Genomic DNA, 15,302 nt, shown 5'->3' on the forward strand with positions numbered 1-15,302 from the left:
GGGGTTCTCCCATCCCGAGGCAACGCCATGTCCGCTCCCGCCCCCATCAATCTGGCCGCCAAACTGGCCCTCATCCACGACCACTGGATGCCCAAGGTCATCGCCGAGATGAACGACTACCAGTTCAAGCTCGTCAAGCTGAAGGGCGACTTCGTCTGGCACGCGCACGCCGACACGGACGAGACGTTCATCGTCATCGCCGGCCGGCTGCGGATCGCGCTGCGGGACGGCGAGATCGACCTGGGTCCTGGCGAAATGACGGTGATTCCCAAGGGCGTCGAGCACAAGCCCTGTGCGCCGGAAGAGGTGCAGCTCATGCTGATCGAGCCGCGCGGCGTTGCGAACACGGGCGACGCGGGCGGTGAGCGCCGCGCCCCCAACGACGTATGGATCTGAACGCGGAGCTTTGCTAACGTGACGCCTCAACAGGAGGAAACCATGTCCAAAGTCATGCTGGTCACCGGCGGCAGCCGCGGCATCGGCGCCGCCATCGCGAAACTGGCCGCCCGCCGCGGCTACGCGGTCGGCGTCAACTACCACGCCAATGCTGATGCGGCGCAAGCCGTGGTGGACGAGGTCGCGCGCGGCGGCGGCAAGGCGGTTGCCATCCCGGCAGATGTGGCCGACCAAGATCAGGTGGTGCGCATGTTCCGCACGCTGGACGAGCGCCTGGGCCGCATCGACGCGCTGGTCAACAACGCCGGCATCCTGGAAAAGCAGATGCGCGTCGAAGACATGGACGCCGCCCGGCTGCACCGGGTGCTGTCCACCAACGTGGTCGGGGCATTCCTGTGCGCGCGCGAAGCGGTGCGGCGGATGTCGCCGCGCCACGGCGGCCAGGGCGGCGCCATCGTCAACGTGTCCTCGGCCGCGGCCCGTCTGGGTTCGCCCAACGAATACGTGGACTACGCCGCGTCCAAGGGCGCGATGGACACGCTGACCATCGGCCTGTCCAAGGAAGTTGCACCCGAAGGCATCCGTGTGAATGGCGTGCGCCCGGGCACGATCTACACCGAGATGCACGCCAGCGGCGGCGAACCGGGCCGCGTGGACCGCCTGAAAAGTGTCATTCCGCTGCGCCGCGGCGGCACGGTGGAAGAAGTGGCCGGGGCGGTGATGTGGCTGTTTTCGGACGAGGCGGGCTATACCAGCGGATCGTTCATCGAGGTGTCGGGCGGCAGCTAGCGCGCCGCCCGGCAAGCTTGTGCCGGGCCGCATCCGGCATCCGGCCACGCCTGCAATGCGGGACGGCTACTTGTCGTCCGTGGAAATCACAGGCTTTGCCTGCTTTTCAGAAATCCGCGCTTCGACGCGGCGCAGCACGGCCAGCACGAAAAGCGCCATCAAGGTGCTGACGACAGCCGTGGCCTCGCGTCCCATGCCCGCGGCCACGCCGATGGCGGCGGTCATCCAGATGCTGGCCGACGTCGTCAGCCCGTGGATTTCGCGCTCGGCGCCCAGCTTGATGATGGCGCCCGCCCCCAGAAAGCCGATGCCCGCGATCACGCCTTGCAGCACGCGGCTCAGGTCGCCGACGTCCATGCCGCCCTGCAACGGCACCAGCACGAAAATGGCCGCGCCCAGCGCGACCAGCATATGTGTGCGCAACCCGGCCGCCTTGCCGCTGCGTTCCCGTTCGTAACCCAGCAGGCCGCCCAACAGAACGGCCATGCTTAAGCGCAGCACGATGCGCGTTGCCTCTGCCACATCGGGAATATCGGCAAATTCAGTGCGCACGGCAGTCCAGATTTCCAGCCAGATTTGCGACATCGACGCGTCCTTGGATCCGAGGAGAAACCGAGCATAGCAGGCGGCGGGCAGTCCGCCACGCCGGGAAGCGCGCGTGCGGCGCGGCCGTTGCGTATCAGGCGGCGGCCTGCCAGCCCGCCAGCAGCGCCGGCAGCGCGCGCATGTCGGTAAAGACGTGCGCCACGCCCACGCTGCGCAGCGCCTGTGCGCCGCTGTGGCCGGGTTCGCCCGGGCTGTAACCGAACACGGTGGCGCCGGCGGCCACGCCCGCCGTCGCGCCGGTGACGGTGTCTTCCACGATCGCGCAACGCGTCGGATCCACGCCAAGCGCCTGCGCGGCCGCCAGGTACACATCCGGGAAGGGCTTGCTGCGCGGCATTTCGTGGCCGCTGAAGACGCGGCCCTCGAAGCAGTCTGCAATCCCGACCTTGACCAGTTGCAGCTCGACCTTGCGCCGGTCGGCCCCCGAGGCCACGGCAATGCGTCCGCTCAGCGCCTCGTGCAGCGCGCGCACGGCATGCGGCGCGCCGGGAATCTCGAGCAGGTCGCGGTCCAGCGCGTCGTTGCGGCGCTGGCGGAACTGGTCGAACCACGCTGGCGTGATCGTGGCGCCGGTACGCGCCTGGATCAGCGGCAGTTCGTCCTTGACCGCCTTGCCCGTGAAGATCTCCATCGTCTCGGCGTGCGTGATGCCCCAGCCCAGCTCATTGAGCATCTCGGTCAGCACGCGGCTGGTGATGGGTTCGGAATCGACCAGCACGCCGTCGCAGTCGAACAGCACGGCGTCAAAGGGAAAATCAGTCATTGGGGGCAGCGAAGGGAGTGTCCATGAAGCGGGTAAGCATACTGCACGGCCACTGCCTCCCCGGGTGGCCGGGCCGCCACGCAGCAAGCGGCGGAGTGCCCGGGCGGGCGGGAGTGGCTAAGCTGTCGTTTCGACCACCAACTGACCATGACCATGCCCGCCTCCCGGCCGCTCGGCCACTACGACTGGACTTGCGTTGTCCAGGACCTGACCGCGCAGGGCTGGACGATGCTGCCCGGGCTTTACGCGCCGGACGACGCGCGCGCGCTGGCTCACGCTTTGCCGCAGTCCGGCCCCCTGCCCGACCCGTTGCCCGCGCCGCTTGCCCGCCTGCGCGCCGGCCTCTACGACCGCCTGCTTCCCATCGCGCGCGCGTGGGCGGCCGCGCTGGACCGGGACGCCTCGTATCCCGACGCGCTGGCCGCCTACACGCAAATGAACCGCCAGGCGGGCCAATCGCGCAGCCTATCCGCCCTCCAGCGCCTGCCAACGGACGGCTACCAGCCACTGCTGCAGCACGCCGACGGAACCTGCGTATTTCCGCTGCGGCTGATCGTCCTGCTGTCCGAACCCGGTGTTGACCACACGGGCGGCGAACTGGTCATGACCGAGCAGCGCCCTCGGATGCAGTCACGTCCCCTGGTGCTGCCGATGGGATTGGGCGACGCGGCGGTGATCGCAACGTCGCACCGGCCCGTGCAGGGCGCGCAGGGCATCTACCGCGTCACGGCGCGCCAGGCGATCAGCCGCGTGCGCAATGGCGAACACGTCAGCCTGAATCTGATGCTGCACGAGGCGCCGTAGCCGCACACCACGCAGCGGCCCGGCGCGTGCGCCGATCAATTCTCGGCCGTGATGTTGCCGTCGGCCACGACCTTGGCAAACACCGCTGTCTGCGCCTTGATGAATGCCCGGAATGCATCCTGGCTCATGGGCTGCACTTCGCCGCCCAACTCGCGGATGCTGGCCACGAATTTCTCATCCTTCAGCGCGCGGCCGATGGCGGCTGCCAGCTTTTGCTGCACCTGCGGCGGCGTGCCCGCCGGCACAAACACGCCAAACCAGTTTTCCAGCGCGTAGTCCTTGAGCGGCGCGTACTCGGCCAGCGCTGGAATGTCCGGCGCAAACGACGCGCGCTTGGCCGACGTCACGGCCAGCGGCTTGACCTTGCCGCTCTTGATGAAGGGCAAGGCGCCCGCCAGGCTGACGAAGGTGAGGTCCACGCTGCCCGCGGCCACGTCCACCAATTGCGCCGCGGCGCCCTTGTACGGCACGTGAACCATCTTGATGCCCGCCAGCGACTGCAGCAGCTCGCCGTTCAGGTGCTGCGGATTGCCCACGCCGCTGGTCGCATACGTCAGCTTGTCGGGATGCGCGCGGCCATAGGCGACCAGCTGCTCGACCGAGGCGACCGGCAGCTTGGGATTGGCGACCAGCACGTTCGGCACACGCGCGATCAGCGCGACGGGCGCCAGGTCTTTTTCGGGCTGGTACTGCATCTTGGTCTTGAAGACGAGGGGATTGATGGCGGTCTCGCCGGCCGACCCCAACAGTAGCGTGGCGCCGTCCGGCGCGGCGCGCACGACCGCCGCCGCGCCCAGCATGCCGCTGGCGCCGGGCTTGTTCTCCACGACGACGCCCTGCGGCAGTTCGCTGCGCAGCCGCTCGGCCAGCAGACGGCCCATGCCGTCCACGCCGCCGCCCGCCGCAAAGGGGACGATCAAGGTGATCGGCCGGTTCGCCGGCAGGTCGGCGGCGTGCAAGGGGGATGAGGCGGCGAACGCCAGGGCCGCGGCAGCGGCCAGGATGCGAATAGGGGGCATGGTTTTGTCTCCGATGGGGCCAGCGTCATTGCGCGGCCGGGTTTTTCCTTAATTGCATTTTATGCAGTCAATATGCAAAACTGGCAGCTATGGAAAACACCAATGCCCCGCTGCGCCGCACGCACTTCACCCTGGACGGCACCCGGTACACCTGCCCGGACCTGCCGGCCGAGTTCGGCGCGGACTATTTCCGGTTGCCGGTGGTGCTGCGCCTGCTGCTGGAAAACGCGCTGCGCAACATGCAGGGCGCCGAGCGCGACGCCGCCGTGGCCGCCCTGTTCGGCTGGCTGGCGCACGGCACCAGCGACGCCGAGATCGCCTTCCAACCCGGCCGCGTCCTGATGCACGACACGACCAGCACCCCCGCGCTGGTCGACATTGCCGCAATGCGCGATGCGCTGGCTGAGGCCGGCGTCGATCCGGCGGTCCTGAACCCCGTGCTGCCGGTTGACGTGTCGGTCGACCACTCGCTGGCCGTCGAGGCCTATGCGCGCGCCGACGCGGCGCAATGCAACCTTGACCTTGAATTGCGCCGCAACGCCGAGCGCTACCGCTTCCTGCGCTGGGCCTCCAAGGCGCTGACGAATGTGCGCATCCACCCGCCGGGCACCGGCATCATGCACACCATCAACCTGGAGCAGCTGGCCACGGTGGTCTGCCAGCAACCCGGCCCCGACGGCATCGCGCTGTATCCCGACATGATGATCGGCACCGACAGCCACACGCCGATGATCAACGGCATCGGCGTGCTGGGCTGGGGCGTGGGCGGACTGGAGGCGCAGACGGTCATGTTCGGCATGCCGACGATGCTGCGCATTCCCGATGTGATCGGCGTGCGGCTGACCGGTGCGCTACAGCCGGGCGTGACCGCCACCGATCTGGCGCTGACCGTCACGCAGCGCCTGCGCGCCATCCACGTCTCCGGCGAATTCGTCGAATTCTTCGGACCGGGCGTGGCCACGCTGCCCGCCGGCAGCCGCTGCGTCGTCGCCAACATGGCACCCGAGTACGGCGCCACCACGGGCTACTTTCCGATCGACGGGGAAACGCTGGCCTACCTGCGCCAGACGGGCCGCGACGAGGCGCAGATCGCCCGCATCGAGGCCTACGCGCGATGCACCGGCATCGCGCTGGATGCGAACGCCGAGCCGCGCTATACCCGCGTGGTCGACCTTGCGCTGGACGCCGTGCAGATGCACGTGGCGGGCCCCAAGCGCCCGCAGGACCTGCACCCGTACGGCCGGACCCGCGCCATGCTTGCCGCGCTGGATTTCAAGCCCCGCACGCAAGCGGACCTGCCCCGACACGCCATCGCCATCGCCGCGATCACCAGTTGCACCAACACATCCGATCCGCGCCTGCTGACCGCCGCCGGCCTCTTGGCCCGCAAGGCGCGCCAGGCCGGCTTGCGGCCGCCGGCGTGGGTCAAGACCTCGCTCGGTCCGGGCTCGCCGGCCGCCGCCGATTATCTGGCACGCGCGGGTCTCCTGGACGACCTGGCCGCCGTGGGTTTTGACATCGTCGGCTACGGCTGCACCACCTGCATCGGCAACTCGGGCCCGCTGCCGGCCGTGGTGCGCGATGCCCTGGCCGACGGCGCGATCCACCCCGTCGCGGTGCTGTCCGGCAACCGCAATTTCACGGGGCGGATTCATCCCGACCTGGACCTGGGCTTTCTGATGTCGCCGCCGCTGGTCATCGCGTTCGCGCTGGCGGGCGACGCGGAACGGGACCTGAGCCGCGACCCCGTCCAGGTGACGCCCGACGGCCGCGCGGTGCATCTGGCGGACCTGTGGCCGACGGAAGCGGAGATCGATGCGGCCCTGGCCGCGGGGCAGCGTCCCGGGGACTATCGCGCGGCCTTCAAGATCGCCAGCGCGAATCCCGCCTGGCAGGCCCTGCAATCGCCTGCATCGGCGCGGTTTCCGTGGGACCCTGCCTCGACCGCGCTGCGCCGGCCGCCGTTTGCCAGCACCGAGGGGGGCAGCCAGCTTGGGCGCTACACCGCGTATCCGCTGCTGGTAGTGGGCGACGACGTCACGACCGACCATCTGTCGCCCGCCAGCGCGATCCCGCCCGACAGCCTGATCGCCGACTTCCTGGTCGAACGCGGCGACGACCGCAATGACCTGAATGTGTTCGCCTCCCGCCGCGGCAATTGGGAAGTCATGATGCGCGCCGCGTTTTACAGCAAGAGCCTGACGAATCTGCTCTGTCCGCCGGCGCCCGTGGGCCACACCCTGCATGCGCCCAGCGGCAGACTGGAACCCATCTGGGAGGCCGCCGCACATTACGCCGAGGCCTCACAGCCGGTGGTGCTGGTGGCGGGCGCGCGCTTCGGCACGGGCTCGTCGCGCGACTGGGCGGCCAAGGGCCAGCGCCTGCTCGGCATCCGTGCGGTGCTGGCCGTCAGCTTTGAACGCATCCACCGGTCCAACCTGATCGGCATGGGCATCCTGCCGCTGCGCCTGCCGGACGGCGTAACGCCCGGCACCCTGCGGCTGGAACCGGGCGACCGGATCGACATCGATGCCGACGCCGCCGCGCTGACGCCCCGCGCCGCCATCCCGGTGCGCATTCTGCGCGCACAGGGCGGGACCGAACCGCTGACCGCCATCGCCGCTGTCGAAACGCGGCTGGAGATCCGCCTGTTGCAGTTGGGCGGCGTCATTCCCGCTATCCTGTCGGACACCCTGTCATCGGCCGTCCGCCACCCATGAGCGCGCAAACCAATACCGTCACGAAAATCCTGGACCTGATCCGGGAAGACCGCCTGCTGGAGGGCGCGCACCTGCGCGCGCAACAAATCGCCGACCGCCTGCGGCTGTCGCGGTCGCCGGTCAACGATGCGCTGGGCATCCTGGCGCAGCACGGCGTCGTGGCGCGCAAGCCCAACCGCGGGTATTTCCTGTTGCGCGACTTCGACGCGACGGGCGACGCCCCCGCGGACATCACGCCCCCGTCGGCGGACGACATCGTCACGCAGACGTACTTCGCGCTGGCCGACGAACTGCTGCGCGGCGAATTGCCCATGCAGTGCAGCGAAGCGCTGCTGCGCACGCGCTACGCGCTTACGCAGGCGCAGACCCAGGCGCTGCTGGCCCGCATCTCGCAGGAGGGCTGGGCGCAGCGCCGGCCGGGCTACGGGTGGGAATTCTCTTCCATGATGACCACGCCCGACAGCCTGCTGCAGTCTTACCGGCTGCGCCTGGCGCTGGAGCCGGCGGCGCTGCGCGAACCGGGCTTTCACATCGACAAATCCGTGCTGGCGCGCTGCCGCGCCGCCGAACTGCACCTGCTTGAGGGCGGGATTGCCACCGACACCGCCGATCAGCTGCATGATCGCGGCGTGCGATTCCACGAGTCGCTGGTGGAAGCCTCGGGCAATCCGTTCTTCATCGACACGATCAAACGCGTCAACCGCGTGCGCCGCCTGCTGTCGTACCGCTCGATGCAGGACCGCAGCCGCTACAAGCAGCATTGCGATCAGCACCTGGCCATCCTGGACCTGCTGGAACGCGAGCGCAACGACGAAGCGGCCGACGCGCTGGCCGCCCATCTGCGCAGCACGCTCGACAACCTGGCCCGCATCAGCGGCATCCTGACTTCGTAGGCCGCGCGGGGCGCGGCCGCTTTCAACTGGCAGAAAAGAGGCTCGCGCCATGCATGTCTACATCGGCTCCCGGACCACCCGGGAACGCAACGCCCGCGGCGAGGGCATCAGCGTGTACGACTACGCGCCCGGCGCGGGAACGCTGACGCTCAAACAGGTCGTGGGCGGGTTGCACAACCCGTCGTATCTGTTGCCGCACCCCACCCTTGCCGTGCTCTACACCGTGCATGGCGACAGCAGCGAGGTCAGCGCCCTGCGCCGCGATCCGCGCGATGGCACGCTGACGCCGTGGCACACGCAAGGATGCGAAGGCCGCAATCCCGTGCATCTGGCGTTGGGACCCTCGGGCCGCTACCTGATGGTGTCCAACCACCTGACGGGCACGCTGGCGGTGCTGCCGGTGGCGGCGGACGGCGCGTTGCAGGCCGTGGCGCAGACCGTGCCGCTGGCCGGCGAGCCGGGCCCGCACCGCAAGGAACAGCCGTTTTCCAAGCCGCATTTCAACGTGCTGGACCCCTCGGGCCGGTATGTCGCGGTGCCGGACAAGGGACTGGACAGGGTCTTTCTGTATGCGGCCGACGCGCGCGGCCTGGCCGCGCAGCCCGCCAGCGCCGTCGCCACGCGCGAGGGCGCGGGGCCGCGCCACGCCGTCTTTCATCCTTCCGGCCAATGGCTGTATGTCGTCAACGAACTGGACAACACCGTCACCGCGTACGCCGTGCAGGAAGGGGTCTTGCTACCCTTTCAAGTGCTGCCCACCCTGCCCGACACCTACACCGGCAACAGCCGCGCCGCCGGCATCGCGCTCGGCGCGGGCGGCCTGCATCTGTATGCGTCGAACCGGGGCGGCGACAGCATCGCGGTGTTCAGCGTGGATCCGGCCAGCGGACGGCTCGCACCGGTGCAGCACGCCCGCACCCACGGCCGCACGCCGCGCTTTTTCACACTGTCGCCCGATGGCCGGTTTCTCTTCGCGCTGAACGAAGACAGCGACACGCTGCAGCGCTTTCGCGTCGATCCGGCGCGCGGGACGCTGACGCATGACGACTACGCGCTGCCCGTTGGCAGCCCGGTATGCATGGTGTTCGCTGGCCCCTAGAAGTCCATCGACGCCGACAGCATCACGGTGCGCGGCACGCCTTGCGAGATCGTGCCGTACGACGCCACGCCGGACCAGTACGCGCGGTTGAACACGTTGACCACATTGGCGCGCAGCGTGACGTCCCGGCCCTGCACCTTCAGGGCATAGCGCGCGCCCAGGTCGAACGTCGTCCACGACGGCACGGACTGCGTGTTGGCCTGGTTGATGTATTCGCGGCCGGTATAGACCATGCCGCCCGTCAAGGTCAGCCCGGTCACCCACGGCGTATCCCACTCGGCGCCCAGATTGACCGCGACGGTCGGCACGCCCACCGGCCGGTTGCCCAGCGTGGCCGCGCTGCTGGTGCGCGTCAGCTCGGCATCCAGCAGCGTCACGCCGCCCAAGAGGCGCAGGCCGCGCAACGGCTCGCCGGACACATTCAGCTCCAGCCCGCGGTTGCGCTGCTCGCTGTCGGCGGCATACACCCCGTTCGTAAGCTGCCCGCTGGGCTTGGTGATCTCGAAGGCGCTCAGCGTCACCATCGCGCTGTCCAGCTCCACCTTGACGCCCACTTCCTTCTGCTTGGCCTTGTAGGGCTTGAAGACCTCTCCCGCATTGATGGCGGTGGCGGGCGCCACGTCGCCCTTGCTCAGGCCTTCGATGTAGTTGGCGTAAAGCGATACGTTGTGCCAGGGCTTGATGACCAGGCCCGCCAGCGGCGTGGTCGCGCTTTCGTCGTAGCTGACGGTGCGCACGCCCGTGGCGCCATTGAAGTTGCGTGACTCGATGCGCTGGTGGCGCAGGCCCAGCGTCAGTTGCGCGCGCTCGTCCAGGATGCTGAGCGTGTCGGCCAGCGCCAGCCCGGACAGATCGGACGAGGACACCTTGGGCACGTTGGCCGGTGCGGGAATATGCTGCTCGGGACGGGTGATCGGACGGTAGATGTTGGACGTGAGCGGCGTGCCGTTCACGCTGGCCTGGCTGTTGCGGTCGCTGTACAGGCTGCCCATGAAGCTGACGGCGTGGCGCACCGGCCCCGTGTCCAGTTTGGCGCGCAGCCCGGCGTTGTAGGTGCTGCGGTCGACCTGGAAGCGGAAGTTGTTGGGCGTCACCACCGTGTCGCCGGCCTCGTTCACGATGGTGGGCGTCTGGTCCGACAGGCGCGAGACCGCGGTGTCCGAACCGCCCGCGTCCGCAAAGACGGTCAGCCGGTCGCTGATGTCGTACTCCACGCGCAAGAGCGCCGACTGGCCGTCGGACTTCCACCATCCCCACGGCTGCGTGGCATTGCGGCGGCCGTCCGCCGCGCGGGGCACGGCAATCCCGGGCGCCACCAGGAACGGCCGCGTCGGGGCGTCGATCTTCTCGTGCTGCGTCAGCAGGTCCAGCGAGGCGCGCAGCCGTTCGCCCTGGTAATCCAGCGACAGCGCGCCGATGGCCGTGCGCGAGGACATGTTGTCCAGCGGCGTATCGCCCTGCCGTTGCATGCCGTTGACCCGCACGCCCCACTCGCCAGCGTCGCCAAACCGGCGGCTCAGGTCGACCCGGGCGCCGAACTGCGAGTCGCCGACGTAATCGGCCGACACGCGGGTCAGGTCCTCGGGCAGCGCGCGTTTGGGCACCATGTTGATCACACCGCCCACGCCGCTGTTTGGCGACATGCCGTACAGCAGCGCCGCGGGCCCTTTCAGCACTTCCACCCGTTCGATGTAGTCGGTGAAGACGTGGTAGTTGGGCGCCACGCCGTAGACGCCGTCGAAGGCGATTTCACCGAGGTTGCCTTCCCCGATTGGAAAGCCGCGGATGTAGAACGAGTCGGTCACGCCGCCGATCTGGCCGGTAAAGCGCACCGACGGTTCGACGGTCAGCGCATCGGCCAGCGTCACGGCCTGACGGTTCGCCAGCAATTCCGACGTATAGCTGGTGACATTGAACGGCGTATCCATCACGTCGCGATTGCCCAGAAGGCCCAGACGCGCCCCGCGCGCCACCTGGCCGCCCGCAAATTCGGCGGGCAGCGCGGACGGGCTCACGCCTGTCCCGGCCACGGTCACCGCGGGCAGCACGGTGGTCTCTCCGGCGGCCACCGGCAGCTTGCGCAGCGAGTACGCGCCGCCGCCTTGTTCCGCCAGCGCATAGCCCGACCCCGACAGCAGGCGGGCGAACCCTTCGCGCACGGTGTACGCGCCCTGCAAGCCCTCGCTATGCTGGCCCGCCACCAGGGCGGGATCGAACGACAGCGGCACCCCCGCGGTGGCGGCAAACTGCGCCAGCACGTCGCCCAGCGGTCCGGCCGCGATGGCGTAGGACTTGCGCGCGGCGGCAGCGGCGGGCTCGGCCGCGTGTGCCGGCGCCAGCGTTCCCGTGGCCGCAATCAGCGCCAGCCCAAGGCCGGCGGCCCGGACAAGCGACGCCGCTGGCGACAGAACAGCAAGGCCGCGCGGCAGGCGGGGCGGACGGGAGAGTCGGGAAACCATCAAGCGATCCTTCGTGGGTATGGGGTGGCGCGCATGTCGCGGCGGTTCACCCGGTACACCGGACGAAGCGGAAAAAAGTGTCAGCCGATCGGCAATTAATGTGTAACGGCAGCGCGCGGCGCGACCGTGATCCACCACGGCGTCACTTGGCTCACCCGCACCGGCAGCGTCTTTTCCAGCAGGCGCAGGCTGGCGTCGATGTCGTTCAACGGGAACGCCCCCGACACCCGAAGCCCCGCCACCGCAGGATCGCAACGCAGCACGCCGTGGCGGTAGCGGCCCAGCTCGGCCACCAGATCGGCCAGCCGCCAGTTGCGCGCGGCCAGCATCCCGTCCGCCCACGATGCCGCCAGCGGATCGGCGGAGACGGGCGCGGCGGCCCCCTCGGCGGAAAAGATGGTCTGTTCGCCCGCGGCCAGCACCAACGGGTTTGCGCCTTCCCGGGCAGGCCGGACCTCGACCGCGCCCTCGTACACCGCCACGCGGACGCGGGCGCCCTCGTCGCGCACCATGAAGCGCGTTCCCAGCGCACGCAGCACGCCCTGGGTCGTCTGCACAAGGAAGGGGCGCCGCACGGGCGCGGGATCCTGCCCCGTGGTCAGCAGGATTTCTCCCGCGCGCAGCCACAGCACGCGTTGGGCAGGGGTGTAGTCGACGTCCACGGCGCTGGCCGTGTTCAGCACCAGCTGCGTGCCGTCGGCCAGCGCGATGCGGCGCTGCTCGCCCGTGGCCGTGCGCAGGTCCGCGCGCCATTCGCGCCAGGGCAGTTCGCGCGCGCCCATCCAGGCCGCCGGTCCCAGCACCAGCAACCCGGCCAGCGCCCGCACGGCCTGCCGGCGCCCGGCGCGGTGCGCCTGGCGCAACGTCTGCCCGCCGATGTGCGGCGGGACCTGGCCGAAGCTGCGCAACATCGTCTCGGCGCGTTGCCACGCGGCTTCGTGATCGGCGCTGCGCGCCCGCCAACGGTCCAGCGCCGCGCTATCCGCCGCCGACAGCGTCTCGGACTGCACGCGCACCAGCCAGCCGGCCGCCTCTTTAAGGATGGCGGGGTCGATGACCGCGTTCATGCCGCATCCGCCTGATAGGCGATCAGGCAGGCGGCGAAAGCAGCCTGCATATGGCGCTTTACGGTCGAGAGCGACACGCGAAGCTGCCGGGCGATCTCGTCATAGCGCATGCCGTCGAACTGCGACAGCAGGAAGACCTCGCGAGTGCGGGACGGCAGCGCATGCAGGGCGGCGTCGATGGCGTGCAATGTCTCCAGGATGAGTGCGCGCGCCTCCGGCGAGGGGGCTTCTGCAGGCGGCACTTGCGCGACCGCGGCCAGGTAGGCGTCTTCGACCGACCGGCGGCGCCAATGGTCCGCCACCAGGCCCTTGGCGATGTGGGCCAGCAGCGCGCGCGGCTCGGCGCCGGGGTCTTCCCGGCGCCGGCCGGCCATCAGCCGCACGAACGTGTCGTGCGCCAGATCGGCGGCATCGAAGGAACTGCCCAGCTTCTTGCGCAGCCATGCCGAGAGCCAGCCGTGGTGTTCGCGATAGAGCTTCGTGACGTTGTCGGCGGATGGGATTAGCGGCGCAGGCAAGGCGCACCTCGGCTTTCATGCAAATAGGAATTGTTTTTATTCTATACGAGCCGTCCGCACCCGCGCGTGCTTCGGGTCGGTGAGATAGAATCGGACACCTTCCCGCCACAGCCACGAGTGCCATGCCGAACGCCCCGTCCATGCCTCAGTTCCTTGCCAGCGGCGGGCAAATGGGCGCCCGGGTCGCCAGCCATGACTGGTCGGCCACCCCGCTCGGCCCCCTCTCCACCTGGTCCGCTTCCCTGCGCATTGCCGCGGGCATGGTGCTGTCTTCCCGGTTCCCGTCCTGTCTGGTGTGGGGGCCGGACCTGATCTCCATCTACAACGACGCCTTCGTGCCCATCCTGGGCGCCAAGCCCGACGCATTGGGCCGCCCGTTCAGTGATGTCTGGCGCGAAGCCTGGTTCCAGATCGGCCCCATCGCCGAACGCGCCTTTGCCGGCGAGGCCACCTTCATCGAGGACTATCCCGTCGAGCTCGCGCGGTACGGCCGCCTGGAGTTGGCGCACTTCACGTTCTGCTATAGCCCGGTCCACGACGAACACGGCAAGGTCGTCGGCATGATCGACACCGTCATCGAGACCACCGCGCGGGTCGAGGCCGAAAAGGCCCAGGCCGATGCGCTGCGCCTGACGGAAAAGGCCCTGCGGCAGAGCCAGAAAATGGAAGCCATCGGCCAGATGACCGGCGGCGTCGCGCACGACTTCAACAACCTGCTGACGGGGATTTCGGGCAGCCTGGAACTGCTTTCGCAACGTCTTGCGCGCGGCCTCACCGACGACCTCGACCGCCACATCGCCGTGGCAAAAAGCGGCGCCGAAAAGGCGGCCGTCCTGACGCGGCGCCTGCTGACCTTCTCGCGCACCCACCCGCTCGAGCGCACGGTGGTGGACATCAATGGAGTCATCGCCGGCATGGAAGCGTTGATCGCGCGCAGCGCCGGATCAGCCGTCACGCTGGAAATGGACTGCGCGCCCCGGTTGTGGCCCGTCTGGGTCGACTCGCACCAGCTCGAGAACGCCCTTCTGAACCTGTGCCTGAACGCGCGCGACGCCCTCGACGCGTGCGGCGTCTTGCGCATCGAAACGCGCAACGTCACGCTGGACGCGCAAGCCGCAAGCGACCGTGGCCTGCAGGCCGGCGATCACGTGCTGCTGCGCGTCTCCGACACGGGCTGCGGCATGACGGCGGAAACCGTGCAGCGCATGTTCGAACCCTTCTACACGACCAAGCCGGCCGACCGCGGCACGGGCCTGGGCCTGTCGCTGGTGCACGATTTCGTCCGGCAATCGGGCGGGCACGTGCAGGTGCGTTCCCAACCGGGCCAGGGTACCGACATCGACCTGTTCTTCCCGCGCCACGGCGGCGCCGAGATCGACATGGCCTCGGCCGTCGCGGCGGCGGCCCAGCCGCCCCGCGTCCTGCAAGGCGGCACGGTCCTGTTGGCCGAGGACGACCCCGCGGTACGCGAAGTCACGGCCGAAGTGCTCAGGGAAATGGGCTACGACGTGATCGAGGCCACCGATGGCGCCAGCGCGCTGCGGCAACTGACCGCCCTGCCGCGGATCGATCTGCTGGTCTGCGACCTGGCGCTGCCGGGCGGCGTGAACGGCCGGCGCGTGGCGGAAACCGGCCGCGCGATGCGGCCCGGCATGAAGGTGCTGTTCATCACCGGCTACGGCGAAAGCGCCGAAGGCGCCAATGTTCCGGCCAGCGACGCGCCGGTGCTGCTCAAACCCTTCATGCTCGATGACCTGTCGAGCCAGGTGCATGCGTTGATGCGCTGACGGGGCGGCGCTCAGGGGTGCCGGCCCCGCGTCGTGCGGATCCAGAACAGACCGGCCGCCGACAACAGCATGGCGCACAGCAGATACGCAAAGCAGATCAGCAGGCCGAAGAAATAGTAGCGGTCATAAACGCTGGCCGCCCACCATGCCGTGCCGCCATAAATGGCCATCACGATGAACGGCAGCCACAGCACAAGGATGCCTGCGCGGCGCCAGCCCGGCGTGTTCAGGCGGGGAAACCTGCCGGCCTTTGCGCGCAGCACCAGGGCCAGCGCCGACAGCGCCGGCAACAGGAAGGCCAGCACCGCCAGCACCAGCAGGCCGGCATCCAGGAACGTGGCAACAAACTCGCGCAAAATCAGCTCCTTGCACGACGCGCATC

At 69.1% G+C, this 15,302-nt stretch carries 14 protein-coding genes; 7 read left to right on the forward strand and 7 right to left on the reverse strand.

The annotated features are described in order from the left end of the window. The first annotated feature begins 27 nt into the window (after positions 1–27). Together H4P35_RS21330 and H4P35_RS21335 are read left to right on the forward strand one after the other, a co-directional pair. On the forward strand, positions 28–396 hold the full coding sequence (locus H4P35_RS21330; protein WP_063952381.1) for a cupin domain-containing protein: 369 nt from the start codon (positions 28–30) through the stop codon (positions 394–396). Positions 397–438: 42 nt separating this feature from the next. Beyond that, a complete protein-coding gene (locus tag H4P35_RS21335; protein ID WP_226846901.1) occupies positions 439–1,185 on the forward strand; it encodes an SDR family oxidoreductase in 747 nt (248 codons plus the stop codon). 66 nt (positions 1,186–1,251) lie between these two features. Here the strand turns inward: H4P35_RS21335 and H4P35_RS21340 are convergent, their stop codons facing one another. Together H4P35_RS21340 and H4P35_RS21345 are read right to left on the reverse strand one after the other, a co-directional pair. Continuing rightward, entirely contained in the window at positions 1,252–1,770 is a 519-nt protein-coding gene (locus tag H4P35_RS21340) for an MgtC/SapB family protein (RefSeq protein WP_226846906.1), read from the reverse strand. A 94-nt stretch (positions 1,771–1,864) separates the two neighbouring features. Continuing rightward, positions 1,865–2,554, reverse strand: coding sequence for an HAD family phosphatase (locus H4P35_RS21345; protein ID WP_226846908.1), 690 nt, complete (start codon positions 2,552–2,554; stop codon positions 1,865–1,867). A gap of 147 nt (positions 2,555–2,701) precedes the next feature. Here H4P35_RS21345 and H4P35_RS21350 point away from each other — a divergent pair, with 147 nt between their 5' ends. Further along, the gene (locus tag H4P35_RS21350; protein ID WP_226846910.1) at positions 2,702–3,358 is read left to right on the forward strand and encodes a 2OG-Fe(II) oxygenase; all 657 of its coding nucleotides are present in this window, start codon (positions 2,702–2,704) and stop codon (positions 3,356–3,358) included. Between the two features lie 35 nt (positions 3,359–3,393). Here H4P35_RS21350 and H4P35_RS21355 read toward each other — a convergent pair whose 3' ends face one another. Continuing rightward, entirely contained in the window at positions 3,394–4,377 is a 984-nt protein-coding gene (locus H4P35_RS21355) for a tripartite tricarboxylate transporter substrate binding protein (protein ID WP_226846912.1), read from the reverse strand. 89 nt (positions 4,378–4,466) lie between these two features. On the opposite strand from H4P35_RS21355, the gene acnA reads away from it, so the two are divergent. The 3 genes from acnA to H4P35_RS21370 are packed head-to-tail and all read left to right on the forward strand — an operon-like array spanning position 4,467 to position 9,089. After that, positions 4,467–7,097 carry an aconitate hydratase AcnA gene (acnA, locus tag H4P35_RS21360; RefSeq protein ID WP_226846914.1) on the forward strand — a complete coding sequence of 877 codons (2,631 nt, stop codon included), beginning with the start codon at positions 4,467–4,469 and terminating at the stop codon, positions 7,095–7,097. After that, positions 7,094–7,990 (forward strand): GntR family transcriptional regulator, encoded by an 897-nt coding sequence (locus tag H4P35_RS21365; protein ID WP_226846916.1) that lies wholly within the window; start codon positions 7,094–7,096, stop codon positions 7,988–7,990. The genes acnA and H4P35_RS21365 overlap by 4 nt, the downstream gene beginning before the upstream one ends. 49 nt (positions 7,991–8,039) lie before the next feature. Further along, positions 8,040–9,089 (forward strand): lactonase family protein, encoded by a 1,050-nt coding sequence (locus tag H4P35_RS21370; protein WP_226846918.1) that lies wholly within the window; start codon positions 8,040–8,042, stop codon positions 9,087–9,089. Here H4P35_RS21370 and H4P35_RS21375 read toward each other — a convergent pair. The 3 genes from H4P35_RS21375 to H4P35_RS21385 all read right to left on the reverse strand — a co-directional run bounded on the left by H4P35_RS21375 (position 9,086) and on the right by H4P35_RS21385 (position 13,133). Further along, entirely contained in the window at positions 9,086–11,548 is a 2,463-nt protein-coding gene (locus tag H4P35_RS21375) for a TonB-dependent receptor (RefSeq protein WP_226846920.1), read from the reverse strand. The genes H4P35_RS21370 and H4P35_RS21375 overlap by 4 nt on opposite strands. Before the next feature lie 95 nt (positions 11,549–11,643). After that, complete coding sequence (locus H4P35_RS21380) at positions 11,644–12,615, reverse strand: FecR domain-containing protein (RefSeq protein WP_226846922.1); 972 nt, start codon at positions 12,613–12,615, stop codon at positions 11,644–11,646. Further along, complete coding sequence (locus tag H4P35_RS21385) at positions 12,612–13,133, reverse strand: sigma-70 family RNA polymerase sigma factor (RefSeq protein WP_180097983.1); 522 nt, start codon at positions 13,131–13,133, stop codon at positions 12,612–12,614. The genes H4P35_RS21380 and H4P35_RS21385 overlap by 4 nt, the downstream gene beginning before the upstream one ends. Before the next feature lie 140 nt (positions 13,134–13,273). Here H4P35_RS21385 and H4P35_RS21390 point away from each other — a divergent pair, with 140 nt between their 5' ends. Next, positions 13,274–14,920 carry an ATP-binding protein gene (locus H4P35_RS21390; protein ID WP_226846924.1) on the forward strand — a complete coding sequence of 549 codons (1,647 nt, stop codon included), beginning with the start codon at positions 13,274–13,276 and terminating at the stop codon, positions 14,918–14,920. Between the two features lie 11 nt (positions 14,921–14,931). Here H4P35_RS21390 and H4P35_RS21395 read toward each other — a convergent pair whose 3' ends face one another. Beyond that, on the reverse strand, positions 14,932–15,276 hold the full coding sequence (locus tag H4P35_RS21395) for a hypothetical protein (protein ID WP_152382409.1): 345 nt from the start codon (positions 15,274–15,276) through the stop codon (positions 14,932–14,934). Between the last annotated feature and the right edge of the window lie 26 nt (positions 15,277–15,302).

This window comes from Achromobacter sp. 77 (genome assembly GCF_020541125.1).
Lineage (GTDB): Bacteria > Pseudomonadota > Gammaproteobacteria > Burkholderiales > Burkholderiaceae_B > Achromobacter > Achromobacter mucicolens.

Excerpts from the sequence above, each read along its gene's own strand:
- H4P35_RS21330 (WP_063952381.1), top strand. The coding sequence starts at position 28 with ATGTCCGCTCCCGCCCCCATCAATCTGGCCGCCAAACTGGCCCTCATC.
- H4P35_RS21335 (WP_226846901.1), top strand. The coding sequence starts at position 439 with ATGTCCAAAGTCATGCTGGTCACCGGCGGCAGCCGCGGCATCGGCGCC.
- H4P35_RS21340 (WP_226846906.1), bottom strand. The coding sequence starts at position 1,770 with ATGTCGCAAATCTGGCTGGAAATCTGGACTGCCGTGCGCACTGAATTT.
- H4P35_RS21345 (WP_226846908.1), bottom strand. The coding sequence starts at position 2,554 with ATGACTGATTTTCCCTTTGACGCCGTGCTGTTCGACTGCGACGGCGTG.
- H4P35_RS21350 (WP_226846910.1), top strand. The coding sequence starts at position 2,702 with ATGACCATGCCCGCCTCCCGGCCGCTCGGCCACTACGACTGGACTTGC.
- H4P35_RS21355 (WP_226846912.1), bottom strand. The coding sequence starts at position 4,377 with ATGCCCCCTATTCGCATCCTGGCCGCTGCCGCGGCCCTGGCGTTCGCC.
- acnA (WP_226846914.1), top strand. The coding sequence starts at position 4,467 with ATGGAAAACACCAATGCCCCGCTGCGCCGCACGCACTTCACCCTGGAC.
- H4P35_RS21365 (WP_226846916.1), top strand. The coding sequence starts at position 7,094 with ATGAGCGCGCAAACCAATACCGTCACGAAAATCCTGGACCTGATCCGG.
- H4P35_RS21370 (WP_226846918.1), top strand. The coding sequence starts at position 8,040 with ATGCATGTCTACATCGGCTCCCGGACCACCCGGGAACGCAACGCCCGC.
- H4P35_RS21375 (WP_226846920.1), bottom strand. The coding sequence starts at position 11,548 with ATGGTTTCCCGACTCTCCCGTCCGCCCCGCCTGCCGCGCGGCCTTGCT.
- H4P35_RS21380 (WP_226846922.1), bottom strand. The coding sequence starts at position 12,615 with ATGAACGCGGTCATCGACCCCGCCATCCTTAAAGAGGCGGCCGGCTGG.
- H4P35_RS21390 (WP_226846924.1), top strand. The coding sequence starts at position 13,274 with ATGCCTCAGTTCCTTGCCAGCGGCGGGCAAATGGGCGCCCGGGTCGCC.